Annotated in this window: 27 protein-coding genes and 1 riboswitch; of the genes, 23 read left to right on the top strand and 4 right to left on the bottom strand. The window is 60.4% G+C overall.

Annotated elements, in window-relative coordinates:
* Window positions 1-71: 71 nt before the first annotated feature.
* Together rihA and GUC32_RS05385 are read left to right on the top strand one after the other, a co-directional pair.
* Window positions 72-1004, top strand: coding sequence for a pyrimidine-specific ribonucleoside hydrolase RihA (rihA, locus tag GUC32_RS05390; RefSeq protein WP_369435595.1), 933 nt, complete (start codon window positions 72-74; stop codon window positions 1002-1004).
* A gap of 148 nt (window positions 1005-1152) precedes the next feature.
* A complete protein-coding gene (locus GUC32_RS05385; RefSeq protein WP_049206176.1) occupies window positions 1153-1857 on the top strand; it encodes an FMN-dependent NADH-azoreductase in 705 nt (234 codons plus the stop codon).
* 40 nt (window positions 1858-1897) lie between these two features.
* Here GUC32_RS05385 and GUC32_RS05380 read toward each other — a convergent pair whose 3' ends face one another.
* Window positions 1898-2380, bottom strand: a complete 483-nt coding sequence (locus tag GUC32_RS05380; RefSeq protein WP_025301844.1) for a zinc ribbon-containing protein — start codon at window positions 2378-2380, stop codon at window positions 1898-1900.
* Window positions 2381-2665: 285 nt separating this feature from the next.
* Here GUC32_RS05380 and leuS point away from each other — a divergent pair, with 285 nt between their 5' ends.
* From leuS to lipA, 13 genes are all read left to right on the top strand, one after another.
* Window positions 2666-5248, top strand: a complete 2583-nt coding sequence (leuS, locus tag GUC32_RS05375) for a leucine--tRNA ligase (protein ID WP_141970419.1) — start codon at window positions 2666-2668, stop codon at window positions 5246-5248.
* Window positions 5249-5262: 14 nt separating this feature from the next.
* Complete coding sequence (gene lptE, locus GUC32_RS05370; protein WP_049242706.1) at window positions 5263-5823, top strand: LPS assembly lipoprotein LptE; 561 nt, start codon at window positions 5263-5265, stop codon at window positions 5821-5823.
* Window positions 5820-6854, top strand: coding sequence for a DNA polymerase III subunit delta (holA, locus tag GUC32_RS05365; protein WP_033651150.1), 1035 nt, complete (start codon window positions 5820-5822; stop codon window positions 6852-6854). The genes lptE and holA overlap by 4 nt, the downstream gene beginning before the upstream one ends.
* Window positions 6844-7506: a nicotinate-nucleotide adenylyltransferase gene (gene nadD / locus GUC32_RS05360; RefSeq protein WP_049295160.1), complete on the top strand. Its 663-nt coding sequence runs from the start codon at window positions 6844-6846 to the stop codon at window positions 7504-7506. Before holA ends, nadD begins: the two co-directional genes overlap by 11 nt.
* A gap of 194 nt (window positions 7507-7700) precedes the next feature.
* Window positions 7701-8018, top strand: coding sequence for a ribosome silencing factor (gene rsfS, locus GUC32_RS05355; RefSeq protein WP_025301839.1), 318 nt, complete (start codon window positions 7701-7703; stop codon window positions 8016-8018).
* Window positions 8019-8021: 3 nt separating this feature from the next.
* A complete protein-coding gene (gene rlmH / locus GUC32_RS05350; RefSeq protein WP_004940002.1) occupies window positions 8022-8492 on the top strand; it encodes a 23S rRNA (pseudouridine(1915)-N(3))-methyltransferase RlmH in 471 nt (156 codons plus the stop codon).
* A gap of 38 nt (window positions 8493-8530) precedes the next feature.
* Window positions 8531-10426, top strand: a complete 1896-nt coding sequence (gene mrdA / locus GUC32_RS05345; protein ID WP_025301838.1) for a peptidoglycan DD-transpeptidase MrdA — start codon at window positions 8531-8533, stop codon at window positions 10424-10426.
* Window positions 10427-10434: 8 nt separating this feature from the next.
* Entirely contained in the window at window positions 10435-11547 is a 1113-nt protein-coding gene (gene mrdB / locus GUC32_RS05340; protein WP_004940006.1) for a peptidoglycan glycosyltransferase MrdB, read from the top strand.
* Between the two features lie 10 nt (window positions 11548-11557).
* A complete protein-coding gene (gene rlpA / locus GUC32_RS05335) occupies window positions 11558-12643 on the top strand; it encodes an endolytic peptidoglycan transglycosylase RlpA (RefSeq protein WP_369435594.1) in 1086 nt (361 codons plus the stop codon).
* Window positions 12644-12823: 180 nt separating this feature from the next.
* A complete protein-coding gene (dacA, locus tag GUC32_RS05330) occupies window positions 12824-14035 on the top strand; it encodes a D-alanyl-D-alanine carboxypeptidase DacA (RefSeq protein WP_004940010.1) in 1212 nt (403 codons plus the stop codon).
* A gap of 104 nt (window positions 14036-14139) precedes the next feature.
* Complete coding sequence (ybeD, locus tag GUC32_RS05325; protein WP_004940012.1) at window positions 14140-14406, top strand: DUF493 family protein YbeD; 267 nt, start codon at window positions 14140-14142, stop codon at window positions 14404-14406.
* Window positions 14407-14540: 134 nt separating this feature from the next.
* On the top strand, window positions 14541-15209 hold the full coding sequence (lipB, locus tag GUC32_RS05320) for a lipoyl(octanoyl) transferase LipB (protein WP_301479755.1): 669 nt from the start codon (window positions 14541-14543) through the stop codon (window positions 15207-15209).
* Window positions 15202-16167, top strand: coding sequence for a lipoyl synthase (gene lipA, locus GUC32_RS05315; RefSeq protein WP_025301835.1), 966 nt, complete (start codon window positions 15202-15204; stop codon window positions 16165-16167). Before lipB ends, lipA begins: the two co-directional genes overlap by 8 nt.
* 93 nt (window positions 16168-16260) lie before the next feature.
* On the opposite strand, the gene tatA is transcribed toward lipA, so the two are convergent.
* Complete coding sequence (tatA, locus tag GUC32_RS05310) at window positions 16261-16476, bottom strand: Sec-independent protein translocase subunit TatA (protein WP_025301834.1); 216 nt, start codon at window positions 16474-16476, stop codon at window positions 16261-16263.
* Window positions 16477-16694: 218 nt separating this feature from the next.
* Here tatA and GUC32_RS05305 point away from each other — a divergent pair, with 218 nt between their 5' ends.
* A complete protein-coding gene (locus GUC32_RS05305) occupies window positions 16695-17762 on the top strand; it encodes a diguanylate cyclase (RefSeq protein WP_049206181.1) in 1068 nt (355 codons plus the stop codon).
* Window position 17763: 1 nt separating this feature from the next.
* Here GUC32_RS05305 and GUC32_RS05300 read toward each other — a convergent pair whose 3' ends face one another.
* On the bottom strand, window positions 17764-18141 hold the full coding sequence (locus GUC32_RS05300; protein ID WP_369435593.1) for a GNAT family N-acetyltransferase: 378 nt from the start codon (window positions 18139-18141) through the stop codon (window positions 17764-17766).
* Between the two features lie 133 nt (window positions 18142-18274).
* Window positions 18275-18337: riboswitch (Fluoride riboswitch) on the top strand.
* 79 nt (window positions 18338-18416) lie between these two features.
* Here GUC32_RS05300 and crcB point away from each other — a divergent pair.
* The 3 genes from crcB to GUC32_RS05285 all read left to right on the top strand — a co-directional run bounded on the left by crcB (window position 18417) and on the right by GUC32_RS05285 (window position 20882).
* A complete protein-coding gene (gene crcB / locus GUC32_RS05295) occupies window positions 18417-18800 on the top strand; it encodes a fluoride efflux transporter CrcB (protein ID WP_016928782.1) in 384 nt (127 codons plus the stop codon).
* Between the two features lie 288 nt (window positions 18801-19088).
* Window positions 19089-19685, top strand: a complete 597-nt coding sequence (locus GUC32_RS05290) for a TetR/AcrR family transcriptional regulator (RefSeq protein WP_025301831.1) — start codon at window positions 19089-19091, stop codon at window positions 19683-19685.
* Window positions 19686-19691: 6 nt separating this feature from the next.
* The gene (locus GUC32_RS05285) at window positions 19692-20882 is read left to right on the top strand and encodes a multidrug effflux MFS transporter (protein ID WP_089180615.1); all 1191 of its coding nucleotides are present in this window, start codon (window positions 19692-19694) and stop codon (window positions 20880-20882) included.
* A gap of 57 nt (window positions 20883-20939) precedes the next feature.
* Here GUC32_RS05285 and cspE read toward each other — a convergent pair whose 3' ends face one another.
* Window positions 20940-21149 carry a transcription antiterminator/RNA stability regulator CspE gene (gene cspE, locus GUC32_RS05280; protein ID WP_004940030.1) on the bottom strand — a complete coding sequence of 70 codons (210 nt, stop codon included), beginning with the start codon at window positions 21147-21149 and terminating at the stop codon, window positions 20940-20942.
* A 346-nt stretch (window positions 21150-21495) separates the two neighbouring features.
* Here cspE and GUC32_RS05275 point away from each other — a divergent pair, with 346 nt between their 5' ends.
* The 4 genes from GUC32_RS05275 to GUC32_RS05260 all read left to right on the top strand — a co-directional run bounded on the left by GUC32_RS05275 (window position 21496) and on the right by GUC32_RS05260 (window position 25658).
* A complete protein-coding gene (locus GUC32_RS05275) occupies window positions 21496-22659 on the top strand; it encodes a M20 peptidase aminoacylase family protein (RefSeq protein WP_043135741.1) in 1164 nt (387 codons plus the stop codon).
* 189 nt (window positions 22660-22848) lie between these two features.
* Window positions 22849-24174, top strand: coding sequence for an LLM class flavin-dependent oxidoreductase (locus GUC32_RS05270; RefSeq protein ID WP_369435592.1), 1326 nt, complete (start codon window positions 22849-22851; stop codon window positions 24172-24174).
* A 26-nt stretch (window positions 24175-24200) separates the two neighbouring features.
* Window positions 24201-25121, top strand: coding sequence for an ABC transporter substrate-binding protein (locus GUC32_RS05265; protein ID WP_049206184.1), 921 nt, complete (start codon window positions 24201-24203; stop codon window positions 25119-25121).
* Between the two features lie 9 nt (window positions 25122-25130).
* Complete coding sequence (locus GUC32_RS05260; RefSeq protein WP_043135734.1) at window positions 25131-25658, top strand: GNAT family N-acetyltransferase; 528 nt, start codon at window positions 25131-25133, stop codon at window positions 25656-25658.
* Window positions 25659-25661: the final 3 nt, after the last annotated feature.

Genomic DNA, 25661 nt, shown 5'->3' with positions numbered 1-25661 from the left:
GCACTAAAAGCGCTTGTTTCTCCCCGGTTTTGATCCGATGCTCGCTGGATAACAAACAGAGGAGAAAGAACATGCCCCGCCCTATTATCATCGATTGCGATCCTGGCCTCGACGACGCCATCGCGCTGGCTATGGCGCTGCGTTCGTCAGAACTGGACATCAAAGCCATCACCACCTCCGCCGGCAACCAGACGCCGGAAAAAACCCTGCATAACGCGTTGGGCCTGTTGACCCTGATGCAGCGCGAGGACATCCCGGTCGCCGCCGGCGCCAGCGGCCCGCTGATGCGCGAACTGGTGATCGCCGACTATGTCCACGGCAAAACCGGCATGGGCAACACCCACCTGCCGACGCCGACAATCAAACCCGATCCCCGCGGCGCCGTCGAGCTGATCGCCGACTTGCTGCGCGCCAGCCCGCAGCCGATAACCCTGGTGGTGACCGGCCCGATGACCAATATCGCCCTGCTGCTGGCCCAGCATGCCGAGCTGAAAAGCCATATCGAGCGCATCGTATTCATGGGCGGCGGTATGAACGCCGGCAATACTACGCCTGTCGCGGAGTTCAACATCTTCGTCGATCCCGAAGCCGCCGAAATGGTGCTGAAATCCGGGGTGCCGCTGACCATGGCCGGGCTGAACGTCACCCATCAAGCGCTGGTGTTGCCGCAGGATATCGAGCGCATTCGCCAGATAGACAATCCGGTCGCGCAGGCGGTCGCGGAGATGCTCGATTTTTACCTGCCGTTGTACCTCAGCCATCCGCGCGGCCTGCCCGGCGCTGCGATGCACGATCCCTGCACCATCGCCTGGCTGCTGGCGCCGCAGCTGTTCACCGGCATAGAACGCTGGGTCGGTGTGGAGACCAAAGGGGAATACACCGTCGGCATGACGGTGGTGGACTATTTCCAGCAAACCGGCAACGCGGCCAACGTGGAAGTGCTGACCGGCATCAACCGCGAAGGCTTTATCGATCTGCTGGCCGAGCGCCTGGCGCGTTATTGATCCCATCGGGGCGCGCTCGCGCCCCTCATTCAACTTTTTTGATTTAACTCAGCGAATTTTTGCGCTATCACTGTTCATGGCTTGCCTCTACCATGCGTTTACACCGACTGACATCGTCACCGATTAAACTTCGCCTGGAGATAAGCCAATGAGCCGCGTACTGGTCCTGAAATCAAGTATTCTGGGTGAATATTCCCAGTCTGGAAAATTAGTCGATTTTTTTGTTGAACAATGGCGTGAAGCTCACCCAGAAGACACGTTCACCGTGCGCGACTTGGCTAACCCAACGCTGCCGGAGCTGGATGGCGAAGTGATGGCTGGCTTTACCGCCGGCGACAACCCGCTGACGCCGCATCAGCAGAGCACCCTGGCGCTGTCCGATGAGCTGATTGCCGAGCTGAAGTCGCACGACACGCTGATCATCAGCGCCCCGATGTACAACTTCAACATCCCGACGCAGCTGAAAATCTACTTCGATCTGATCGCCCGCGCCGGTCAGACGTTCCGCTACACCTCCGCCGGTGCCGAAGGGCTGGTGACGGGCAAAAAAGCGATCGTCATCTCCAGCCGCGGCGGCATCCACGCCGACACGCCGACGGATCTGATCACGCCGTACGTGAAGCTGTTCCTGGGCTTTATCGGCATCACCGACGTTGAATTCGTGCTGGCGGAGGGCTTCGCCTACGGCCCGGAAGCGGCGGAGAAAGCCGCCCAGGACAGCCGCGTCGCGGTCGCGCAGAAAATCCCGGCCGGCGTCGCCGTACCGGCCAGCGCACCGGCGCAGGCGCAAGCCGCCCCAGCAGCCGTCAGCGGCGGTTTCCTGAGCAACCTGCTGAAGAAACTGTTCCGTTAAACGCCGGCCTTAGTGTTCCCCGCCCTGGCGGGGAACGTCATCAAGGCTCAAACGGCCGACGCTGGAACTGGTCGTGACCGCATTTCGGGCAAAGCGGCAGCACCTCCGGCGTGTAAAACGCCAGATGGTAGTGACACTGCTCGCACACCAGATTGCCCAACCCCACCACTTCACCGCTGTGATAAACGCCGTGATGGCTGACATCCTTGAACACTTCACGCCACTCCAGCTGGGTTTTGTCGGTGATATCCGCCAGTTCCTGCCACAGGCTCTCTTTGATCACCCGCATAAACACGCTGTCGGTAAACTCGTCCCGGCTTTCCTGATAGCTGCGGGCGAACTCTTCCAGATCGCGCCGCACCGCCTGCGTCACCTGCCGCACCTCGTCGCGGGTCAGATCTTCGGCCTCGTTCAACCGCCGCTCCGCGCTGGCCACCAGTTCGTCGATATCGCGTTCACCGTTTTTCAGGCGTTCGGTCAGTGATGCCACCAATTCGCGGTAATACTGAGCAACCTTGTTCATAGACTCTCCTCGATAAACGCTGCGCCGGGCTTGGCTGTAGGGATACCCCTAAGCTACTTGTTCTTATTTTAGCCGTAAATGACTGATGTCACTTGGCAAGACGCGGGATCCGCAGGTTGTGAGCCGCGTCATGGCGGCGTTTTTTTTAAATGCGCCGAGTCAGGCGCTTGGAGTTGTTGCCGAGAGGTCTTATCAGCTATGCTATGCGGATCTACGAATACTAAATGTTCATTGCGTTGCCTCTGACCGGGGCAACGGTTTACACCTACAGGACCACCGGCCGCCATGCAAGAGCAATACCGTCCAGAAGACATAGAATCGAACGTACAGCTTCACTGGCAAGAGAAGCAGACTTTCAAAGTTACCGAAGACGACAGCAAGGAAAAGTACTACTGCCTATCCATGCTGCCTTACCCGTCCGGCCGACTGCACATGGGCCACGTTCGTAACTACACTATCGGCGACGTGATCTCGCGCTATCAGCGCATGCTGGGTAAAAACGTACTGCAGCCGATCGGCTGGGATGCGTTCGGCCTGCCGGCGGAAGGTGCGGCGGTGAAAAACAACACCGCACCGGCCCCGTGGACCTACGACAACATCGAATACATGAAGAACCAGCTGAAACTGCTGGGCTTCGGCTACGACTGGGATCGCGAAATCGCTACCTGCCAGCCGGAATATTACCGCTGGGAACAGTGGTTCTTCACCAAGCTGTATGAAAAAGGCCTGGTCTACAAGAAGACCTCGGCGGTGAACTGGTGTCCGCACGATCTGACCGTGCTGGCCAACGAACAGGTTATCGACGGCTGCTGCTGGCGCTGCGACACCAAGGTCGAGCGTAAAGAGATCCCGCAGTGGTTCATCAAAATCACCGCTTACGCCGATCAGCTGCTGAACGATCTGGACACGCTGGAAAGCTGGCCGGAGCAGGTGAAAACCATGCAGCGCAACTGGATTGGCCGCTCCGAAGGCGTGGAAATCACCTTCGACGTGGCGGACAGCGAAGAGAAGCTGACGGTTTACACCACCCGTCCCGACACCTTCATGGGCGCCACCTACGTGGCGGTCGCCGCGGGCCACCCGCTGGCGCAACAGGGCGCGCGCAACAATCCGGCGCTGACCGACTTCATCGACGAATGCCGCAACACCAAAGTGGCCGAAGCCGAAATGGCGACGATGGAGAAGAAAGGCATGCCAACCGGCCTGTTCGTTGTCCACCCGCTGAGCGGCGAGAAGCTGCCGGTGTGGGTCGCCAACTTCGTGCTGATGGAATACGGCACCGGCGCCGTGATGGCGGTACCGGCTCACGACCAGCGCGACTGGGAATTCGCCACCAAATACGATTTGCCGATCAAACCGGTGATCCTGAACCTCGACGGCAGCCAACCTGACGTGAGCGCCGAAGCGATGACCGACAAAGGCGCGCTGTTCAACTCCGGCGAGTTTGACGGTCTGGACAACGAAGCCGGCTTTAACGCCATCGCCGACAAACTGGTCGCCAAGGGCGTGGGCCAGCGCAAGGTCAACTACCGTCTGCGCGACTGGGGCGTCTCCCGTCAGCGTTACTGGGGCGCGCCAATCCCGATGGTGACGCTGGAAGACGGCACCGTGATGCCGACGCCGGAAGATCAGCTGCCGGTGATCTTGCCGGAAGACGTGGTCATGGACGGCATCACCAGCCCGATCAAGGCCGACCCTGAGTGGGCGAAGACCACCGTTGACGGCCAGCCGGCGCTGCGTGAAACCGACACCTTCGACACCTTTATGGAGTCTTCCTGGTACTACGCGCGCTATACCTGCCCGCAGTACGACCAGGGCATGCTGGATCCGGCCGCCGCCAACTACTGGCTGCCGGTCGATCAATATATCGGCGGTATCGAACACGCCATCATGCACCTGATGTACTTCCGCTTCTTCCACAAGCTGATGCGCGATGCGGGCCTGGTGGATTCCGACGAGCCGGCCAAGCGCCTGCTGTGTCAGGGCATGGTGCTGGCCGACGCCTTCTACTACACCGGCAACAGCGGCGAGCGCGTCTGGGTATCTCCGGTTGACGCCACCGTCGAGCGTGACGACAAGGGCCGCATCATCAAGGCCACCGATCCGCAAGGCCGTGAACTGGTCTATGCTGGCATGAGCAAAATGTCGAAGTCGAAGAACAACGGCATCGACCCACAGGAAATGGTGGAAAAATACGGCGCGGACACCGTGCGTCTGTTCATGATGTTCGCTTCACCGGCAGAAATGACGCTGGAGTGGCAGGAGTCCGGCGTGGAAGGGGCTAACCGCTTCCTGAAACGCGTGTGGAAACTGGCCTACGATCACGTGGCAAAAGGCGCGGTACAGCCGCTGGACGTGGCGGCGCTGAACGAAGATCAGAAAGCGCTGCGCCGCGATCTGCACAAAACCATCGCCAAAGTGACCGACGATGTCGGCCGCCGTCAGACCTTCAACACCGCGATCGCCGCCGTGATGGAGCTGATGAACAAGCTGGCCCGCGCGCCGCAGGAGAGCGAGCAGGATCGCGCGCTGCTGCAGGAAGCGCTGCTGGCCGTGGTTCGCATGCTGTATCCGTTCACCCCGCACGTGTGCTTCACCCTGTGGCAGGCGCTGGGCGGCGAAGGCGACGTGGACACCGCGCCATGGCCGGTTGCCGACGAACAGGCGATGGTCGAGGACTCCAAGCTGGTGGTGGTGCAGGTGAACGGCAAGGTTCGCGCTAAAATCACCGTATCTGCCGATGCGACCGAAGAGCAAGTGCGCGCGCGCGCTGCCGAAGAGCATCTGGTGGCTAAATATCTGGACGGCGTCACGATTCGCAAAGTGATCTACGTTCCGGGCAAACTGCTTAACCTGGTTGTGGGTTAACACAAGGAGGAGTTGTGCGACAACGTATTCTGACGCTGTTGCTGGGGTTGGCGGTGCTGGTCACCGCCGGCTGCGGTTTTCACCTGCGTGGCACCACGCAGGTGCCTAATGAAATGAAAACGCTGATCCTGGACAGTTCGGATCCTTACGGACCATTGACGCGCGCGGTGCGTGAGCAGCTGCGTTTGAACGCCGTGACCATCGTCAGCGATCCGAAGCGTAAAGACGTGCCTTCCCTGCGCATCGTCGGCGCGACGGAAAGCCAGGATACCGCCTCGATCTTCCAGGACGGTAAAACCGCCGAGTACCAGCTGGTGCTGACCGTGCAGGCCCAGGTGCTGCTCCCGGGCCACGACCTGTACCCGCTGTCGGTAAAAGTGTTCCGTTCGTTCTTCGACAACCCGCTGACCGCGCTGGCCAAAGACTCCGAGCAGGAGATCATTCGCCAGGAAATGCGTGAGCAGGCGGCGCAACAGCTGGTGCGCAAACTGCTGACCGTGCACGCGGCGGAAGAAGAAAACCGGCAGAAAGCCGCTGCCGTCGGCGAACGAGCGGCAAGCCAAACCGCACAATGATCCGCATTTATCCGGAACAACTTGCCGCGCAGCTCCGAGAGGGGCTGCGCGCTTGTTATTTATTGAGCGGCAATGAACCGCTACTGCTGCAGGAAAGCCAGGATCTGCTCCGGCAGGCTGCGCAACAGCAGCAGTTCAGCGAGCACTACAGCATTTCCCTCGACGCCCATACCGACTGGGACGCCATCTTCGGCATCTGCCAGGCGATGAGCCTGTTCGCCAGCCGCCAGACGCTGCTGCTGATCTTCCCGGAAAACGGCCCGACGGCGCCGATCGGCGAACAGCTGACCAAGCTTGCCACGCTGCTGCACGAGGATATTCTGCTGATCCTGCGCGGCCCGCGCCTCACCAAAGCGCAGGAAAACAGCGCCTGGTTCAAGGCGCTCAGCCCGCACGGCGCCCTCGTCAGTTGCCAGACGCCGGAACAGGCACAGCTGCCGCGCTGGGTCGCCACGCGCGCCAAGGCGATGAAGCTGGAATTGGACGACGCGGCCAATCAGCTGTTGTGCTACTGCTACGAAGGCAACCTGCTGGCGCTGTCGCAGGCGCTGGAGCGGCTGTCGCTGCTGCACCCGGACGGCAAACTCACGCTGCCGCGCGTCGAACAGGCGGTGAACGACGCCGCCCACTTCACGCCGTTCCACTGGCTGGATGCCCTGCTGGCCGGCAAAAGCAAGCGCGCCTGGCATATCTTGCAGCAGCTGCAGCAAGAGGACGTGGAGCCGGTGATCCTGCTGCGCACCTTACAGCGCGAACTGCTGCTGTTGCTGACGCTGCAGCGCCGCATGGCGTCCGCGCCGCTGCGCACGCTGTTCGATCAGCACAAGGTTTGGCAGAACCGCCGCCCGCTGGTGACCCAGGCGCTGCAACGCCTGTCCGGCGCCCAGCTGCAGCAAGCGGTACAGCTGCTGACGCAAATCGAGCTGACCCTCAAGCAGGACTATGGCCAGTCGGTCTGGCCGGAACTGGAAACCCTGTCGATGCTGCTGTGCGGCAAACCCCTGGCCACGAGTTTTACCGATGCCCACTAATCCGGAACACCCCACCGTTTTGCACGCGCTGTTCGGCGGCACCTTTGACCCTATCCACTATGGCCACCTGCGGCCGGTGGAGGCGTTGGCCGCCGAAGTGGGCCTGAATCGCGTCACGCTGCTGCCTAACCACGTGCCGCCGCACCGCCCGCAGCCGGAGGCCAATGCGCAGCAACGCCTGAAGATGGTCGAGCTGGCGATCGCCGGCAACCCGCTGTTTGCGGTCGACGATCGCGAACTGCACCGCACCACCCCCTCCTACACCATCGAGACGTTGGAAACGATTCGTAAAGAGCGTGGCGCCGCCCAGCCACTGGCGTTTATTATTGGCCAGGACTCGCTGCTGACATTGCATAAATGGCATCGCTGGCAGGCGCTGTTGGACGTCTGCCACCTGCTGGTGCTGGCGCGCCCGGGCTATAACGATCGCATGGACACACCGGAACTGCAGCAGTGGCTGGAACGTCATCGCACCGCCGATCCGGCGATGCTCAGCCGCCGCCCGCACGGCCATATCTATCTGGCAGATACGCCGGAACTGGAAATTTCCGCCACCGAGATCCGCCAGCGCCGCCATCAGGGCCTCAACTGCGACGACCTGCTGCCACGCCCGGTGCAGCGCTATATCGAGTTGCAGGGTTTATATCGCTAGCGAAAGGTGCGTGATATACTGCGCCGCTATTTTTCAGGTATCCGCTGAAAACCCCGGAAACCTTAGCTGGCCGGGCAGTCACCAGTTAGCTGGCTTTCAGCGGCAGCCTGCCGAAACCATTATCCGGTTACGCCGCGGCGTGCGCATGTTGCCCGCTGCAGCCGACTGAACAGAACACACCCGAGGGGGAACCTTTGCAAGGTAAAGCGCTCCAAGATTTCGTCATCGATAAAATCGATGACCTGAAAGGCCAAGACATTATCGCTCTGGACGTACAGGGCAAATCCAGCATCACTGATTGCATGATCATCTGCACCGGCACATCGACTCGCCACGTGATGTCGATCGCCAACCACGTGGTACAGGAATCCCGTGCCGTAGGCATGGAGCTGTTTGGCATGAAAGGCCAGGAAGCCTCCGACTGGATCGTGGTCGATCTGGGCGAAGTGATCGTGCACGTGATGCAGGAAGAAAGCCGTCGCCTGTACGAGCTGGAAAAACTCTGGAGCTAAGCGGTGAAACTGCAATTGGTGGCGGTCGGCACCAAAATGCCAGACTGGGTGCAAACCGGCTTTATGGATTACCTGCACCGCTTTCCCAAAGATATGCCGTTTGAGCTGACCGAGATCCCGGCGGGCAAACGCGGCAAAAACGCCGACATCAAACGCATTCTGGACAAGGAAGGCGAACAGATGCTGGCGGCGGTGGGCAAAGGCAACCGCATCGTTACGCTGGATATCCCAGGCACGCCGTGGGAAACGCCGCAGCTGGCGCAGCAGCTTGAGCGCTGGAAGCAGGATGGCCGCAACGTCAGCCTGCTGATCGGCGGCCCGGAAGGGCTGGCGCCCGCCTGCAAAGCCGCTGCCGAGCAGAGCTGGTCGCTTTCTCCGTTGACGCTGCCGCATCCTTTGGTGCGCGTCCTGGTGGCCGAAAGCCTCTACCGCGCCTGGAGTATTACAACAAATCATCCTTACCACCGGGAATAGCCGGTGGTGACCGTGACAGAGTGAAATAAAGCAGCGGGATGAAAATAGAACGTAACCCTTTTCGCGACTATACGGCTGAATCCGCCCTGTTTGTACGCCGCGCCCTGGTGGCGTTCCTGGTCATCCTGGTGCTGTCCGGCATCCTGATCGCCAACCTGTATAATCTGCAAGTGGTCCGCGTCGAGGATTACCGCACCCGCTCCAACGAAAACCGCATCAAGCTGGTGCCCATCGCGCCCAGCCGCGGCATTATCTACGATCGCAACGGCACCCCGCTGGCACTCAACCGCACCATTTATCAGCTGGAGCTGATGCCGGAGAAGGTTGACGATCTCAAAGCCACGCTGCAGGCGCTGCGCACGGTGGTCGATCTGACCGACGACGACATCACCAATTTCGAAAAAGAGCGCAAGCGTTCGCGCCGTTTCGTCTCCATTCCGGTGAAAACCGCGCTAACCGAGGTGCAGGTCGCCCGCTTTGCGGTCAATCAGTTCCGCTTCCCCGGCGTGGAAGTAAAAGGCTACCAGCGCCGCTACTACCCCTACGGTTCCGCCCTCACCCACGTCACCGGCTATGTGTCGAAGATCAACGACCGCGACGTCGAACGCCTGGATAAAGACGGCAAGCTGGCCAACTACGCCGCCACCCACGATATCGGCAAGCTGGGTATCGAACGCTATTACGAAGACACGCTGCACGGCAAAACCGGCTATGAAGAGGTCGAGGTCAACAACCGTGGCCGGGTGATCCGCCAATTGCACGAACAGCCGCCTTCCGCCGGTCAGGACGTTTACCTGACGCTCGATCTTGATTTGCAGCGCTATATCGAGCAGCTGCTGGTCGGCAGCCGCGCCGCGGTGGTGGTGAGCGATCCACGCACCGGCGCCATCCTGGCGATGGTGTCCAACCCGAGTTACGATCCGAACCTGTTCGTCGACGGCATTTCCAGCAAGGACTACCAGGGGCTGTTGAACGATCCGAATCGCCCGCTGATCAACCGCGCCACGCAGGGGGTCTATCCGCCTGCATCAACGGTGAAGCCTTACATCGCGGTGTCGGCGCTGAGCGCCGGAGTGATCACCAAAAACACCGTGGTGTTCGATCCCGGTTGGTGGCAACTGCCCGGCTCGGAAAAACGCTTCCGCGACTGGAAAAAATGGGGCCACGGCCGCCTGAACGTCACCAAGGCGCTGGAAGAGTCCGCAGATACCTATTTCTATCAGGTCGCCTATGACATGGGGATCGATCGGCTGTCGACCTGGCTGACCAAATTCGGTTACGGCCAGTACACCGGCATCGATCTGTCCGAAGAACGATCCGGCCTAATGCCGACGCGCGAGTGGAAGCTCAAACGCTATAAAAAGCCGTGGTATCAGGGCGACACCATTCCGGTGGGTATCGGCCAGGGTTACTGGACCGCCACGCCGATCCAGATGGCCAAAGCACTGAACACCCTGATCAACGACGGCACCGTCAAAACGCCGCACCTGCTGCAGAGTACCCGCGTCAACGGCGCGCTGGTGCCGTTCAAACAGGAAGAGAGCACGCAGATCGGCGATATTCACTCCGGCTTCTGGGAAATCGCCAAAGACGGCATGTATGGTGTGGCCAACCGTCCGAACGGGACGGCGCGCAAATACTTTGCGGACGCACCTTATAAAGCCGCGGCGAAATCGGGTACCGCACAGGTATTCGGCTATGAAACCTACAACGCCCACAAACTGGCGGAGCACCTGCGCGATCACAAACTGATGACCGCCTTCGCACCGTTCAACAATCCGACGGTGTCGGTCGCCATCATTCTGGAAAACGGCGGCTCCGGTCCGGCGGTGGGAACCATCACCCGCCAGATCCTCGACCACATTCTGCTGGGCGACAACAATACGCAATTGCCAAGCGAGGCCCCGCTGCCGCCTGGCGTAGAAGGTGACTAAGGTAGAACATGACTGAAAGCCAACAAAAAGGCTCGATCTGGACCAAAATCCACATCGACCCGACGTTCCTGCTGCTGATCCTGGCCCTGTTGGTCTACAGCGCCTTCGTGATGTGGAGCGCCAGCGGCCAGGACATCGGCATGATGGAGCGCAAGATCGGGCAGATCGTCATGGGGCTGATCGTGATGGCCGTCATGGCGCAAATCCCGCCGCGCGTGTACGAAAGCTGGGCGCCCTATCTGTATATTTTCTGCGTGATTTTGCTGATCCTGGTGGACGCCTTCGGCCAGATAAGTAAAGGCGCGCAGCGCTGGCTGGATCTCGGCGTGGTGCGCTTCCAGCCGTCGGAAATCGCCAAGATCGCCGTGCCGCTGATGGTGGCGCGCTTTATGAACCGCGACGTCTGCCCGCCTTCGCTGAAAAACACCGCCATCGCGCTGGTGCTGATCTTCCTGCCGACGCTGCTGGTGGCCGCGCAGCCGGATCTGGGCACCTCTATCCTGATCGCCGCTTCCGGCCTGTTCGTACTGTTCCTGTCCGGCATGAGCTGGAAGCTGATCGCCGTCGCCGCCGTCGCGCTGGCGGCCTTCATCCCGGTGCTGTGGTTCTTCCTGATGCACGGCTATCAGCGCGACCGCGTCATGATGCTGCTCGATCCGGAGAGCGACCCGCTCGGCGCCGGTTATCACATCATTCAATCCAAGATCGCCATCGGCTCCGGCGGCCTGTCCGGCAAGGGCTGGCTGCACGGCACCCAGTCGCAGCTGGAGTTTCTGCCGGAGCGCCATACCGACTTTATCTTCGCCGTCCTGGCCGAAGAGCTGGGGCTGATCGGGGTGCTGGTGCTGCTGGCGCTTTACCTGCTGGTGATCATCCGCGGGCTGATGATCGCCGCCAAGGCGCAAACCACCTTTGGCCGCGTCATGGTCGGCGGCTTGATGCTGATTTTGTTCGTTTATGTCTTTGTTAACATCGGTATGGTCAGTGGCATTTTGCCGGTAGTTGGCGTACCTTTGCCTCTGGTCAGTTACGGGGGTTCGGCGCTGATAGTATTGATGGCCGGTTTCGGCATCATCATGTCGATCCACACGCATCGGAAAATGCTGTCTAAAAGTTTATAAGAGGTGAGTAATGCGTAAGGAATGGCTTTGGATCGGCGTCGCGGCGGTGTTGCTCTCCGCCTGTACCGCCCCGACCACGGAACAGCAAGCACCACAGCAGCCGTACAACGGCCCGGTGGTGGAGATCGGTGGCGTCGAGCCTCAATATGAACCCTATAACCCTAATAACATGCAGGATTATAAGGTTAATGGCGATACTTACCGCATCGTAAAAGATCCGCAGAACTTCTCGCAGACCGGCCTGGCGGCCTGGTATGGCGAAGAAGCCAACGGCAACACCACGGCGCTGGGCGAGCAGTTCGACCCCAACGGTCTGACTGCGGCGCACCCGACCTTACCGATCCCAAGCTATGTGCGCGTCACTAACCTGGCCAATGGCCGTCAGTTGGTGGTGCGCGTCAACGATCGCGGGCCTTACACCAAGGGCCGTATTATCGATCTGTCGAAAGCCGCCGCCGATCGCCTCAACCTGTCGAACAACACCAAGGTCAAAGTCGATTTCATCAACGTGGCGCCGGACGGCACGCTGAGCGGCCCAGGCACCATCGGTACCATCGTGGCGAAGCAGAGCTATGCCCTGCCGTCGCGCCCGGATCTCGGCGCCAGCGGCATGGGCACCCCCATCCAACAGGACGTGCCGGTCGCCAGCGGCGCGGCGGTACGCCCGATCGATAACAGCACCCTGCGCACCGACGACGACAACGCCCCAGCAACCGGCGGCAACGCCGGTAGCGGCCGCAGCGGTTTCCTCGGCGCGCCAAGCGCATTGCCGGCCGGCGTGCTGGAAGGTTCGGAGCCTGAAGCCGCCGCCGTGGCTGCACCGGTCGCGGCCGGCGCCGCAGCTGCCGGCATGGCTGCCGCTTCGTCCTCCGGCGGTTACGTGGTGCAGGTCGGTGCGCTGAGCAGCGCCGAGCGTGCCCAGAGCTGGCAGCAAAGCCTGAGCCAACAGTTTGGCGTCCCGGGCAAAGTGGCGGCCAACGGCAACGTTTATCGCGTCCAGCTCGGCCCGTTCAGCAGCCGTCAGCAGGCGGCCCAGCTGCAGCAACGCCTGGCGAACGAAGCGCAACAACAGTCTTTCGTTACTGCTGCACCCTGAGCATTAAGCCCGGTGGGCATTCACGGCCGATAAGCGGTTATTTAGCTGAAACATTTTCTTGCAGCTAAAAGGGCACTAACCGCAATTAGTCAGATGAATGGGTAATGCCTGCCGGGATCGCATCTGCTATAGTGTGGCTCGTTTTTTAACTTTACTTTCACGGATGTTGTAGTCCCGATCATGAAACAAGTAACTTCTTTTCGCTTAATCAAAAGCATCGCCCTCGGCACCGTTATCGCAATGAGCGCAGCCTCCGTTGCGCACGCCGATGACGTTAACATCAAAACCATGATCCCAGGTGTCCCGCAGATCGATGCGGAAGCGTACATCCTGATTGATTACAACTCCGGCAAGGTGCTGGCCGAGATGAACGCCGATGCGCGTCGCGATCCGGCCAGCCTGACCAAAATGATGACCAGCTACGTCATCGGCCAGGCGCTGAAAGCGGGTAAAATCGGCCAGGACGATCTGGTGACCGTCGGCCAGGACGCCTGGGCGACCGGCAACCCGGTGTTCAAAGGCTCCTCGCTGATGTTCCTGAAGCCGGGCGATCGCGTGCCGGTCTCCAAACTGACCCGCGGCATCAACCTGCAGTCCGGTAACGACGCCTGCGTGGCGATGGCCGACTACGTCGCCGGCAGCCAGGACGCGTTCGTTAACCTGATGAACACCTACGTCAGCAAGCTGGGCCTGCAGAACACTCACTTCCAGACGGTACACGGCCTGGATGCCCAGGGCCAGTACAGTTCGGCGCGCGACATGGCGCTGATCGGCCAGGCGCTGATCCGCGACGTGCCGGAAGAGTACGCGATCTACAAAGAAAAAGAGTTCACCTTCAACAATATCCGCCAGATGAACCGCAACGGTCTGCTGTGGGATAACAGCCTGAACGTCGACGGCATCAAAACCGGCCATACCGACGCGGCGGGTTACAACCTGGTGGCTTCGGCGACCGAAGGCCAAATGCGCCTGATCTCCGCCGTGATGGGCGGCCGCACCTACAAAGGCCGTGAAGCCGAAAGCAAGAAACTGCTGACCTGGGGCTTCCGCTTCTTCGAAACCGTGGCGCCGCTGAAAGTCGGTAAAGAGTTCGCCTCCGAGCCTGTCTGGTTCGGCGATGCCGACCGCGTTGAGCTCGGCGTGGACAAAGACGTCTACCTGACCATTCCGCGCGGCCGCATGAAAGATCTGAAGGCCAGCTACGTGCTGAACACGCCGGAAATTCACGCGCCGCTGGCGAAAAACCAGGTGGTGGGCAGCATCAACTTCCAGCTGGACGGCAAAACCATCGATCAGCGCCCGCTGGTGGTGATGAACGAAGTGAAAGAAGGCGGTTTCTTCAGCCGCATCGTGGACTACATCAAACTGATGTTCCACCACTGGTTCGGTTAATGGTTGAAACGGGCGAAATTGCCCCCATATACTGAATAACATTAACTCCCGCCCCGGCGGGAGTTATAATTTATAGATTAGCTAGCACTCTGGAGCGCACGCACATGCAAAAAACTAAACTGAACGAACTGCTCGAATTCCCTTGCTCGTTTACCTACAAGGTGATGGGCCTGGCGCAGCCTGAGCTGGTTGACCAGGTAGTTGAAGTGGTGCAGCGCCATGCGCCGGGCGATTACAACCCGCAGGTCAAGCCAAGCAGCAAAGGCAACTACCACTCCGTCTCCATCACCATCAATGCCACTCACATCGAGCAGGTCGAAACCCTGTACGAAGAGTTAGGCAACATTGAAATTGTTCGCATGGTGCTGTAATTCCAGCATAAACCCCTGCTTATCAACCCGGGATGGCGCAGCGTCTTCCCGGGTTGCGCATTTTTGGTCAGCGAAAGGCTGGCCGCAAGCCGGAGCGCCCGGTATAATGGCTTTACCACTTCTGTAACCTGACGATGACTCTTTTGCAACCAGACAAGATTATTTTGCGTCAGCTGGGGTTGCAGCCCTACGCGCCTGTATCCCAAGCCATGCATAACTTCACCGACAGTCGTACCGAGACTACGCCGGACGAACTGTGGCTGGTACAGCATCACCCGGTGTTCACCCAAGGCCAGGCCGGCAAAGCCGAACATGTGCTGATGCCCGGCGACATCCCGGTTGTCCAGAGCGATCGCGGCGGCCAGGTGACCTACCACGGGCCGGGTCAGCAAGTGATGTACGTGATGGTCGATCTGAAACGCAGCAAGGTCGGCGTACGTCAATTGGTCACGGCGATAGAAGATACGGTTATCAACACTCTCGCCCACTTTCGCCTCGCATCGCGCGCCCGTCCGGATGCGCCTGGCGTGTACGTGGGGGAGCAGAAAATCTGTTCGTTGGGTTTGCGGATCCGCAAAGGCAGCTCATTCCACGGCCTGGCCCTGAATGTGGCGATGGATCTCAGCCCCTTCCAACGCATCAACCCTTGCGGTTACGCCGGCATGCAGATGACGCAGGTCAGCGCGCTGGCGCCCGGCGTTGGCCTTGAAGACATACACCCAATCCTGGTACAGGAATTTGTTCATTTACTCGGCTACCAGACGGTCGAGCTTCGTAACTGGAACCTGCACGATTATGAGTAAACCAATTCAGATGGAACGCGGCGTCAAATACCGCGATGCTGACAAAATGGCGCTGATCCCGGTCAAAACGGTGGTCACCGAACGGCAGGAGCTGTTGCGTAAACCCGAGTGGATGAAGATCAAACTGCCTGCCGACTCAACGCGCATTCAGGGCATCAAAGCCGCGATGCGTAAAAACGGCCTGCACTCCGTCTGTGAGGAAGCTTCGTGCCCTAACCTGTCCGAGTGTTTCAACCACGGTACCGCCACCTTTATGATCCTCGGCGCTATCTGCACCCGTCGCTGCCCGTTCTGCGACGTGGCCCACGGCCGCCCGATCGCGCCAGACGCTAACGAGCCGGAAAAGCTGGCGCAAACCATCGCCGACATGGCGCTGCGTTACGTGGTGATCACCTCGGTTGACCGCGACGACCTGCGCGACGGCGGTGCTCAGCACTTTGCCGACTGCATCTCGGCCATCCGCGCCAAGAGTCCGAACATCAAAATTGAAACGCTGGTGCCGGACTTCCGCGGCCGTATGGATCGCGCTCTGGAGATCCTCACCGCCACGCCGCCGGACGTATTTAACCACAACCTGGAAAACGTGCCGCGCGTCTACCGCCAGGTGCGCCCGGGCGCCAACTATGAGTGGTCGCTGAAGCTGCTGGAGCGCTTTAAAGAAGCTCACCCGGATATCCCGACCAAATCCGGCCTGATGGTCGGCCTGGGCGAAACCAACGCGGAAATCGTTGAAGTGATGCGCGATCTGCGTCGCCACGGCGTGACCATGCTGACGCTGGGCCAGTACCTGCAGCCGAGCCGTCACCACCTGCCGGTGCAGCGCTACGTCAGCCCGGCCGAGTTTGACGAGATGAAAGAAGAAGCGATGGCGATGGGCTTCACCCACGCCGCCTGCGGCCCGTTCGTGCGTTCGTCTTACCACGCCGATCTGCAGGCCAAAGGGATGGAAGTGAAATAACGCGTAATAGTTTGTTACGCTAAAGACGGCGGAAACGCCAAAAAACGGATGTCCGCAAGGCATCCGTTTTTTATTGCGCGCAGTCAGACGGAATTAAACGTCTTTCTTTTCGACGCTCTGCTGAGCGGACTGGCTCTCGGCGGTGCTGTTGCCGGCGGCCGGCGGCGTGCTGTCGTCGCCCACCGCTTTTTTAAAGCCTTTCAGCGCCGCGCCAAGATCGGCGCCGAGCGTGCGCAGTTTGCTGGTGCCGAACAGTAAAATCACCAACACCGCAATCACCAGAAGTTTGGTAATGCTGATACCTTCCATACTCACCTTCTTATCATAGAGCGCTGTGTGAACAGCGAGAAAAACTGACCTTGCCTGCGAATATTTAGCGACTTTCCTTCGGCTCACACAACCGCAACATGTAACAGAGTGAGATCCGTTGCAGGAATGTCACGCAACCTCGCGGCGTGAATCCCAGACTATTCTTAGTTTATCACCCGCATGATACGCTGCCGTGATACTCATCAGGGAGATGCCGGATGTATATTGCCCCATCCATTTTCGATGCCCGAAAATCCGGCCTCAGCTTCGCCAAACGCACCTATCTGCCCCGCGTCGCCGGTCTGGGGCTCGGGTTTATCTGCGTTTGCGCCGCGCTCTATCCCTTGGCTCCGCCCGCGGCGGTCTGGCTATTGCTGGCCTTTCACGGCTTTCTCTGGCCGCATCTGGCCTATCGCCTGGCCTACCGCGCCAAAGATCCGTTCAAAGCCGAGATCCGCAACCTCTTGATCGACTCCGCCTTCGGCGGCTTCTGGGCAGCGATGATGGCATTCAATGCCCTGCCGGCGATCGTCATCCTGTCGATGATGAGCATGAACAACATCGCTTCGGCCGGCAAAGCGCTGTTTGTCAAAGGATTGGCGATTCAATTGGCCACGGCGATGCTCACCGGCGCGCTGCTCGGCTTCCCGTTTCATCCATACAGCACGCCGCTGCAAGTCTATCTGTGCCTGCCGATGATCTACCTTTATCCGACGTTGCTGGGGCTGGTGACCTACCGCACCGCCAAACGGCTGGCGGAAAAAAAACAGGAGCTGCAACGCATCAGCACCCGCGATGGGCTGACCGGCTTATATAACCGTCGCCACTGGGAACATCTTCTGCATCGCCAGTTCGATAGCTGCCGCCGCTACCAGGACAACGCCACGCTGATCCTGATGGACATCGACCGCTTCAAAACCATCAACGACACCTTCGGCCATGCGCTGGGGGATGAAGCCCTGGCGGTATTGGCGGAAGAGCTGCTGATCGGCTTGCGCAACGTGGATATCGTCGGGCGCTACGGCGGCGACGAGTTTGGCGCGGTGCTGCCGAACACTAACGCCGAACAGGCGGAAATCGTCCTGCACCGCATCCAGCAGCGGCTGGACGCGGTCAGTTTCAAGGAGGCGCCGCAGCTGCGGCTGCAGATCAGCGCAGGCATCGCTAACTACCACCCCGCGCTGGGCGGCTATCTTGACTGGCTGAAAGCGGCCGACGGTGCGCTCTATCGGGCGAAGCATAATGGCCGCAACCGGCTGGAAACGGCAGTGCCGCCAGGGGAGTAACTTACTGACTTAATAACTTGGCAAAATACTTCGGCGCTTCGACAAAGCCTTCGCGCCGGTAAAACGTATGCGCTCGCTCGCGGCGACTGTGGCAATGGACCTCTAACCGATCGCAGCCGCGACGGTGCGCCAGCGCCTCGCCCTCCGCCAGCAGCCGCCGGCCTACGCCCGCGCCGCGCGCTCGGTCATCGACGCAAAAATAGCTGATGCGGCCAATGTCGCCGGCCAACGCCAGCTGCGGCAGGAAATGCAGCGACAACACGCCCAACACCTGCTCCCCGTCCGTCGCCACCAGCAGCGCCTCATCCGGATGCGCCAACAGTTGCTGCATGCGCTGCGTCAGAAACGCCTCGGTGCCGGGATAATCCAACGCCGTCATTAATTAGGCGATAGCATGGCGATCGCTCAGGCGCGCCGTTCTGATTTGCATAGGGTGACCTCGCAGAGTGTCGATACTACAAAATAGATGGCGTTAGGTGTAACATCCACCGGGTACGGCAAAAAAGGCCGTGCGGCACGCTGGAGATGACATTCCTCCCTAACCGCCTTCACAGGCTGATGATGTCTACGTAACCTCTCGGAGAGAGGCGCGTAGCGTTACGCCTGTCCCTTTCCGAGTCCCGTGAATTTCTCTGATTGAAAGGTAGTTGCCCCATGTTGAGTTCTTTACTGGCCGTATTTATCGGCGGCGGCGTCGGCAGCGTTTTGCGCTGGGCGGTAAGCATGAAAATGAATCCGCTGAATGCCCACATTCCGCTCGGTACGCTGATGGTCAATCTGATCGGTGGTTTTATCATCGGCCTGGCGATGGCGATTTTCACCCGCATGACGCATCTGGATCCCACCTGGAAATTACTGATTACCACCGGGTTCTGCGGCGGCCTGACTACCTTCTCCACCTTTTCGCTGGAGGTGGTATACCTGATGCAAGATGGCCGCTTCGGCTGGGCGCTGGCCAACATGCTGCTCAACCTGGCCGGCTCGCTGGCGATGACGCTGCTGGCCTTTATGCTGGTGATGTGGCTCAACGGGCGCTAAGCCCTTAATGTTTCCTTAATCTTGCATGCGCATAATCTCATCCAGTACTCCTGACTGGATGAGAAACCGCTATGTTTAGCCTGCCGAAAACCGCCGCCGAAGCGATTGCCATTGCGCTGTGCGTCCTGATCGTCGCCGCCTTTATCAAATCCTACCTGTTCGCTTAAGCGCCCTTACCCGCAGCACGCGTTCATCTTGCGTCTTTCCGGCCGTTTACACTACAATTGAGAATGAACGTTCACACCCAAAAATGTGAACCCGGCTCACGCGTAGCAAAGGATCGGGCAGATGCTCTCCCCCAACGACAGTAAACAGGCCAAGGTGCAGGCGCGCCGCGATCAGATCGTCGAAGCGGCGAAAATCAGTTTCCGCCGCCACGGCTTCCACGCCGCCAGCATGGCGGAGATCGCCCAAGGCTCGCAGCTCAGCGTCGGGCAAATCTATCGTTATTTCGCCAATAAAGACGCGATTATCGAAGAGATCGTCAACCGCATCATCACTAACAAGATGCAGCGGCTGGAAAACCTTGGCGATCACATCAACCTGATCGCCGGCACGTTGGCGGCGCGCACGCTGTTTCAGCAGCCGGGCGAGAGCGAAACCGATCACATGCTGATGCTGGAAGTGACCGCCGAGGCCACGCGCAACCCGGTGGTGGCCAAACTGCTCAGCGATGCGGAAGCGCGGCTGTTTCGCCACGTGTGCCACAATCTGCAGCGGCTGTATCCCCATTTCAGCGCGGAGGAGATCGCCGCCCGGGTGGAATTTATCGCCGTCATGAGCGAAGGCACCGGTTACCGTATCCTTACCACGCAAAAAGCCGATGCGTCCCTGCTGCGCGATCTGTATCAGCAGGCCATTTCTCACCTGTTCAGGAAACTCTAATCTCCCATGACCAAACACTTAGCCAGACAGCGTCTGGTGTACGCCGTCGTGCTTGGCCTGCTGGCCGCGCTGGGGCCGCTGTGCACCGATCTCTACCTGCCCGCCCTGCCGGAAATGGCGGGTGAGCTGAATACCTCTACCGCCGCCGCGCAGCTCAGCCTGACCACCGGGCTGCTCGGCCTGGGCGTCGGCCAGCTGATTTTCGGCCCTTACAGCGACAAACTGGGCCGCATGCGCCCGCTGCTGCTGTCGCTGATCCTGCTGCTGGGCGCTTCGCTGTGGTGTGCCCTCGCGCCCAGCATCGACCAACTGCTGATCGCCCGCCTACTCCAGGGCATCGCCGGCGCCGGCGGCGCGGTGATTTCCCGCGCCATTGCTCGCGATCTGTACGCCGGCCATGAGCTGACCCGTTTCTTCGCCTTGCTGATGCTGGTTAACGGCCTGGCGCCGATCGTCGCACCGGTGCTGGGCGGCGTGATGCTGCAGGTAATGAATTGGCGCGGTATCTTCGGCGTGCTGGCGGCCATCGCCGTGCTGCTGTTCAGCCTGTCGGCGCTGAAGCTGCGCGAATCCCTGCCGATCGAGCGCCGCAGCCAGGGCGGTATCCTGGCGATGCTGATGTCGCTCGGCGGGTTGCTGACCCAGCGCTATTTCATGGGCCTGTGCCTGACACAGGGCTTCGTGATGGCCGGCATGTTCGCCTATATCGGCGCCTCGCCTTTCGTCTTGCAGCAGATCTACGGCCTCAGCCCGCAGATGTTCAGCCTATGCTTCGCCATTAACGGCGTCGGCTTGATCATTGCGGCACAGCTGGCCAGCCGTCTCAGTGCGCGTTGGGGGGAACGCCGGGTGTTGAGGGGCGGGTTAACGCTGGCGGCCGTCGCGTCGCTGTTGCTGCTGTTGGCCGCCGCGCTGCATGCGCCGCTGGTCGTGTTGCTGGTGCCGCTGTTCTTCTCGGTAGCGGTGATCGGCATCGTCGGCCCGACCGCCTCTTCGCTGGCGATGCAAAGCCAGGGAGACAAAGCGGGCAGCGCCTCGGCCTTGATCGGCGTGTGCATGTTCGCCCTCGGCGCCTGCGCCGTGCCGCTCACCGGGCTGGGCGGCACCTCGGGCCTGTCGATGGCGCTGACCATCGTCGGCTGTTACGCCATCGCCATCCTGCTGTTCGGCCTGTTGGCCCGCCGCAACGACGCATAACGCGCCCAATAAAAAACCCGCTCAATGAGCGGGTTTTAAGAAATTCAGCTACGCAGCTTAGATAGCAGTAACGTTAGCGGCAGATGGGCCCTTGGCACCGTTCGTGATTTCAAATTCTACACGCTGGCCTTCAGCAAGCGTTTTGAAACCGTTGCTAACGATGGCAGAGAAGTGGACGAAAACGTCCTTGCTACCATCTTCCGGAGTAATGAAACCGAAGCCTTTGGATTCATTAAACCACTTAACGCTACCTTTAATCTTAGACATCAAACTTACCTTTAACGTGAATGAAAGACACAAAACCTGTGTCGATTACAGTACAGCAAGCAGGCAGGATTTTGTCCACCACCGCGATCACAGAAATCCGATAAAGAGTGAAAAAATCCGTGTTGTCCGGTGTAAATGGATTGCACCGGTTGCGATACGTTACCGTTCCAGGCCAAACCTCTCCCTGCGCCGGCGAACAACGAGCGAACGCCCAAACTCGCCCGCTTCCCCCAGCGTTGACGCCCCCATGCAGACGCAATCGCTATGAAATATAACCAGATGGTCTTTTTGCTTCGGCGGTCCCTGCACTAGGGTTAGGGTTTATTTCCCACTGTGAGCCAAGCCTATGACCAGCCAATTGGCAGACAAAATCATCGCCTATCGGCGTGAGCTGCACCAAAACCCGGAACTTTCCAATCACGAATTCGCCACCACCGCCCGGCTGACCCGCTGGCTGGAAGAGGCAGGCATCCGTCTGCTGCCGCTGGCGCTGAAAACCGGCGTCGTGGCGGAGATCGGCAGCGGCAAGGGGCCGATTATCGCGCTGCGCGGCGACATTGATGCTCTGCCGATCGACGAAATCGCCGACGTGCCCTTCAGCTCGCAAAACAGCGGCGTAATGCACGCCTGCGGCCACGACTTTCACACCTCGGTGATGCTCGGCGCCGCGCACCTGCTCAAAGCGCGTGAGGCCGAGCTGCCCGGCACGGTGCGCATCTTCTTCCAGCCGGCGGAAGAGACCTTCAACGGCGCCCGGCACCTGATCGACGCCGGCGCGCTGGATAACGTTGCGGCGGTATTTGGCCTGCATAACGCGCCGGAGCTGCCCACCGGTACCTTCGCCACCCGCGCCGGGCCGTTCTACGCCAACGTCGATCGCTTCCAGATCCTCATCACCGGCAAAGGCGCCCACGCCGCCAAACCGGAACAGGGCGTCGATACCATCGTCACCGCCAGCCAGATCGTCGGCGCGCTGCAGACGCTGCCCAGCCGCAGCTTCAGCTCGCTGGAATCGCTGGTGGTGAGCGTGACGCGCATCGAAGGCGGCAATACCTGGAACGTGCTGCCGCAAACCGTGGAGCTGGAAGGCACGGTGCGCACCCACAGCGACGCGGTGCGCCGCCAGGTGCCTGATAAAATTCGCCAGGTGATCGACGGCGTTGCCGCCGCGCTCGGCGCGCAGGCCGAACTCCACTGGCAGCCGGGGCCGCCGGCGGTGATCAACGACGCCCATTGGGCGGCGTTCAGCAAAACCGTCGCCGCCGAGGCCGGCTACCGGGTCGAAGAGGCGGAGCTGCAAATGGGGGGTGAAGATTTCGCGCTGTATCTGCATCACGTGCCGGGCGTCTTCGTCAGCATCGGCTCCGCCAGCGAGTTCGGCCTGCATCATCCGCGTTTCAATCCCGATGAACGCGCCCTGTTCCCCGCGGCACAATATTTTACGCTGCTGGCGGAACGCACGCTGCAACAGCTCACTACCGCGCCAGAAAAAGCCCTCAGCAACGCCTGAATAACGTGAAATAGTATTTCCCCGACGCCGCAGATACCGCGCCGGGGATTATTATTTTCGCTCGCCGTGATATTTGCAGTTTTCAACATTTGAATATGCTGTTTTGTTGTTTTACATCCCGTTGCCGCTCATCAATAGTGGACACATCAGACACCGCGCGCCTTTGCGGCGCATGACAGGATAATCACGATGAGCGACAACGCGAATAATCAACGGCAATTACGGCTGGGCGCCATTCTGCACGGCGCATCGGGAAATATGTCCGCCTGGCGCCACCCGGATGCCACCGCCGACGCCAGCATCAACCTCGAATTTAATATCGCCTCGGCGAAAAAAGCCGAACAGGGGAAATTCGATTTCGTGTTTGTCGCCGATGGGTTATATATCAACGAAAAATCCATTCCGCATTTTCTTAATCGTTTCGAACCGCTCACCCTGCTGGCCGCGCTGGCCGCCGCCACCGATAAAATCGGCCTGGTAGGCACCCTTTCCACCTCTTACAGCGATCCGTTCACCGTCGCCCGCCAGTTCGCCAGCCTCGACCACCTGAGCAACGGCCGCGCCGGCTGGAACGTGGTGACGTCGCCGCTGGAAGGCTCGGCCAAAAACTTCTCGCGCGCCGAACACCCGGAACACAGCCTGCGTTACCGCATCGCCGGCGAATTTCTCGACGTCGCCAAAGGGCTGTGGGATTCCTGGGAAGACGATGCCTTTGTGCGCAACAAGGCTAGCGGCGAATTCTTCCGCACCGGCAAGCTACACACCCTCAATCACCAGGGAGAGTTCTTCTCGGTGCAGGGGCCGCTGAACATCGGCCGCACGCCGCAGGGGCGCCCGATCCTGTTCCAGGCCGGCGCCTCCGAAGACGGCAAACGGCTGGCGGCTCAACACGCCGATGCGATCTTCACCCATCACGACACGCTGGAACAAGCGCAGAATTTTTATCAGGACGTGAAGCGGCAGCTGGTGGAACAGGGGCGCGAGCCGGACGACCTGCGCATCTTCCAGGGCGTCAGCGTGATCGTCGGCGACGACGACGCGGACGTCGAGCGCCAGTACCAGGAGACCGCCCGCCTGGTCAGCATTGAGAACGCCCTCAACTATCTTGGCCGCTACTTCGAGCATTACGACTTTTCCCGCCATCCGCTGGACGCCCCCTTCCCGGACATCGGCGATCTGGGGCAAAACAGCTTCCGCAGCACTACCGACGCCATCAAGCGCAGCGCCCGCGAACGTAACCTCACGCTGCGCCAGGTGGCGCTGGAAGCCGCCTCGCCGCGCCCGGTGTTCAGCGGCACGCCGGAAGCGGTGGCGGACGGCCTGCAACGCTGGTTCGACGGTGAAGCCGCCGACGGTTTCATCATCAGCGGCGGTACGCCCAGCGCCTTCGGCCACTTCGTCGATCGGGTGGTACCCATCCTGCAACAGCGTGGCCTGTTCCGTCAGGCGTACCACGGCGATACGCTGCGCGAGCACCTGGGCCTGAAGCGCCCGTTGAACAGATTCACCCAATAATAAGATCGTTTTCAGGGATATCCGCTATGCAGAAAACCGTTACCGCCGCCCTCGTGGCGGCCTTGCTGAGCCTGACCGGCGCCGCGCAGGCGGGCACCGGCATCGATTTACAGGCCAATGAAATCCCGATCCACGCGCCGAAAAACCCGCAGGCGATCGCCAAACTGCCGGCCGATTTCCACTTCGTGAAGCCGGGCCAATTCACCGTTGCAATCGCCGCGCTCAACACGCCGCCGCTGGCGCTGTTTGCCGCCGATAACCGGCGGCTGATCGGCAGCGAAGTGGATATCGCGCAGCTGGTGGCCGACAGCCTGGGGCTTGAATTAAACGTGGTGCAAACCTCGTGGGAAGACTGGCCGCTGGGGGTGGTTTCCGGCAAATATGACGCAGCCATCACCAACGTCACCGTCACCAAAGAGCGCAAAACCCGCTTCGACTTTGCCACCTACCGCATCGATTCGCTCGGCTTTTACGTCAAAACCGGCGGCAAGATCGCGACGATCAAACAGCCTGCCGATATCGCCGGATTAAAGATCATCGTTGGCTCCGGCACCAATCAGGAAGCAATTTTGCTGGCGTGGGACAAACAGAACCGGCAGCAGGGGCTCAAACCCTTCCAGCCGATCTACGTGACCGACGATGCGGCCGCCACGCTGGCGATCCAGTCCGGCCGCGCCGACGCCTACTTCGGGCCGAACGTGCTGGGCGCCTATAAAGCGGCGCTGAACGGCCGCACCCGGCTGGCGGGCACGGTGGAAGGCGGTTGGCCCAAGGCGGCACACATCGCCGTCACCACCCGTAAAGGCAACGGCCTGGTGCAGGCGGTGAACGAAGCGCTGAACGGCGCGATCCGCGGCGGGCAGTACGATCGGGTGCTCAACCGCTGGGGCGAGAGCGTCGAACGCCTTGCGCAGTCGGAAATCAACCCGCCCGGCCTGGGCGATTAGGAGCGCGCGATGACGCAAGACACTTTCATTCAGACGCTGCCGACCGACCCGCTGATCGCCCCGGTGATCGAGGGGCTGTTCGGCGAATATCGCCAGCGTTACGGCGACTATTTTGGTGACCAGGAACCGGAAGCGCTGGACCTGTACGCGCCGCCGCAAGGGGCCTTCATCGTGCTGCTGCGCGCCGGTGCGCCGATCGCCATGGGCGCCTTCAAACGCTATGACGCACAGACCGCCGAGCTGAAGCGCATCTGGACGCGAGGCGATCTGCGCCGCCAGGGCCTGGCACAGCGGGTGTTGCAGCAGTTGGAAACGCTGGCGCTGGCGCAGGGATATCGCCGGCTCTATCTGACCACCGGCTTTCGCCAGCCCGAAGCGGTGGGCCTGTATCTGAACAACGGGTATCAGCCGCAGTTCGATCCCACCGTCGACAGCGAGGTTTACAGCCGGCCGCCCTACGATGGCCGCCTGCCGTTCCGCAAAAGCCTGATTGCAGAGGACGCGTGTTGTTGCGCGTCGGAAAGGAAAATCGCCTAAGAC

The sequence above is a fragment of the Serratia sp. NGAS9 genome, assembly GCF_009905295.1.
Classification (GTDB): Bacteria; Pseudomonadota; Gammaproteobacteria; order Enterobacterales; family Enterobacteriaceae; genus Serratia; species Serratia bockelmannii.
This window is presented reverse-complemented; position numbering and strand designations above follow the sequence as displayed.

What these genes read in the sequence shown, in the direction of transcription:
- mrdA (WP_025301838.1), top strand. Translation starts at nt 8,531, where the DNA reads ATGAAAATAGAACGTAACCCTTTTCGCGACTATACGGCTGAATCCGCC.
- leuS (WP_141970419.1), top strand. Translation starts at nt 2,666, where the DNA reads ATGCAAGAGCAATACCGTCCAGAAGACATAGAATCGAACGTACAGCTT.
- GUC32_RS05290 (WP_025301831.1), top strand. Translation starts at nt 19,089, where the DNA reads ATGCTCTCCCCCAACGACAGTAAACAGGCCAAGGTGCAGGCGCGCCGC.
- GUC32_RS05275 (WP_043135741.1), top strand. Translation starts at nt 21,496, where the DNA reads ATGACCAGCCAATTGGCAGACAAAATCATCGCCTATCGGCGTGAGCTG.
- lipA (WP_025301835.1), top strand. Translation starts at nt 15,202, where the DNA reads ATGAGTAAACCAATTCAGATGGAACGCGGCGTCAAATACCGCGATGCT.
- GUC32_RS05300 (WP_369435593.1), bottom strand. Translation starts at nt 18,141, where the DNA reads ATGACGGCGTTGGATTATCCCGGCACCGAGGCGTTTCTGACGCAGCGC.
- rihA (WP_369435595.1), top strand. Translation starts at nt 72, where the DNA reads ATGCCCCGCCCTATTATCATCGATTGCGATCCTGGCCTCGACGACGCC.
- GUC32_RS05305 (WP_049206181.1), top strand. Translation starts at nt 16,695, where the DNA reads ATGTATATTGCCCCATCCATTTTCGATGCCCGAAAATCCGGCCTCAGC.
- ybeD (WP_004940012.1), top strand. Translation starts at nt 14,140, where the DNA reads ATGCAAAAAACTAAACTGAACGAACTGCTCGAATTCCCTTGCTCGTTT.
- cspE (WP_004940030.1), bottom strand. Translation starts at nt 21,149, where the DNA reads ATGTCTAAGATTAAAGGTAGCGTTAAGTGGTTTAATGAATCCAAAGGC.
- rlpA (WP_369435594.1), top strand. Translation starts at nt 11,558, where the DNA reads ATGCGTAAGGAATGGCTTTGGATCGGCGTCGCGGCGGTGTTGCTCTCC.
- GUC32_RS05260 (WP_043135734.1), top strand. Translation starts at nt 25,131, where the DNA reads ATGACGCAAGACACTTTCATTCAGACGCTGCCGACCGACCCGCTGATC.
- nadD (WP_049295160.1), top strand. Translation starts at nt 6,844, where the DNA reads ATGCCCACTAATCCGGAACACCCCACCGTTTTGCACGCGCTGTTCGGC.
- holA (WP_033651150.1), top strand. Translation starts at nt 5,820, where the DNA reads ATGATCCGCATTTATCCGGAACAACTTGCCGCGCAGCTCCGAGAGGGG.
- crcB (WP_016928782.1), top strand. Translation starts at nt 18,417, where the DNA reads ATGTTGAGTTCTTTACTGGCCGTATTTATCGGCGGCGGCGTCGGCAGC.
- GUC32_RS05265 (WP_049206184.1), top strand. Translation starts at nt 24,201, where the DNA reads ATGCAGAAAACCGTTACCGCCGCCCTCGTGGCGGCCTTGCTGAGCCTG.
- GUC32_RS05380 (WP_025301844.1), bottom strand. Translation starts at nt 2,380, where the DNA reads ATGAACAAGGTTGCTCAGTATTACCGCGAATTGGTGGCATCACTGACC.
- GUC32_RS05285 (WP_089180615.1), top strand. Translation starts at nt 19,692, where the DNA reads ATGACCAAACACTTAGCCAGACAGCGTCTGGTGTACGCCGTCGTGCTT.
- mrdB (WP_004940006.1), top strand. Translation starts at nt 10,435, where the DNA reads ATGACTGAAAGCCAACAAAAAGGCTCGATCTGGACCAAAATCCACATC.
- GUC32_RS05385 (WP_049206176.1), top strand. Translation starts at nt 1,153, where the DNA reads ATGAGCCGCGTACTGGTCCTGAAATCAAGTATTCTGGGTGAATATTCC.
- tatA (WP_025301834.1), bottom strand. Translation starts at nt 16,476, where the DNA reads ATGGAAGGTATCAGCATTACCAAACTTCTGGTGATTGCGGTGTTGGTG.
- GUC32_RS05270 (WP_369435592.1), top strand. Translation starts at nt 22,849, where the DNA reads ATGAGCGACAACGCGAATAATCAACGGCAATTACGGCTGGGCGCCATT.
- lipB (WP_301479755.1), top strand. Translation starts at nt 14,541, where the DNA reads ATGACTCTTTTGCAACCAGACAAGATTATTTTGCGTCAGCTGGGGTTG.
- dacA (WP_004940010.1), top strand. Translation starts at nt 12,824, where the DNA reads ATGAAACAAGTAACTTCTTTTCGCTTAATCAAAAGCATCGCCCTCGGC.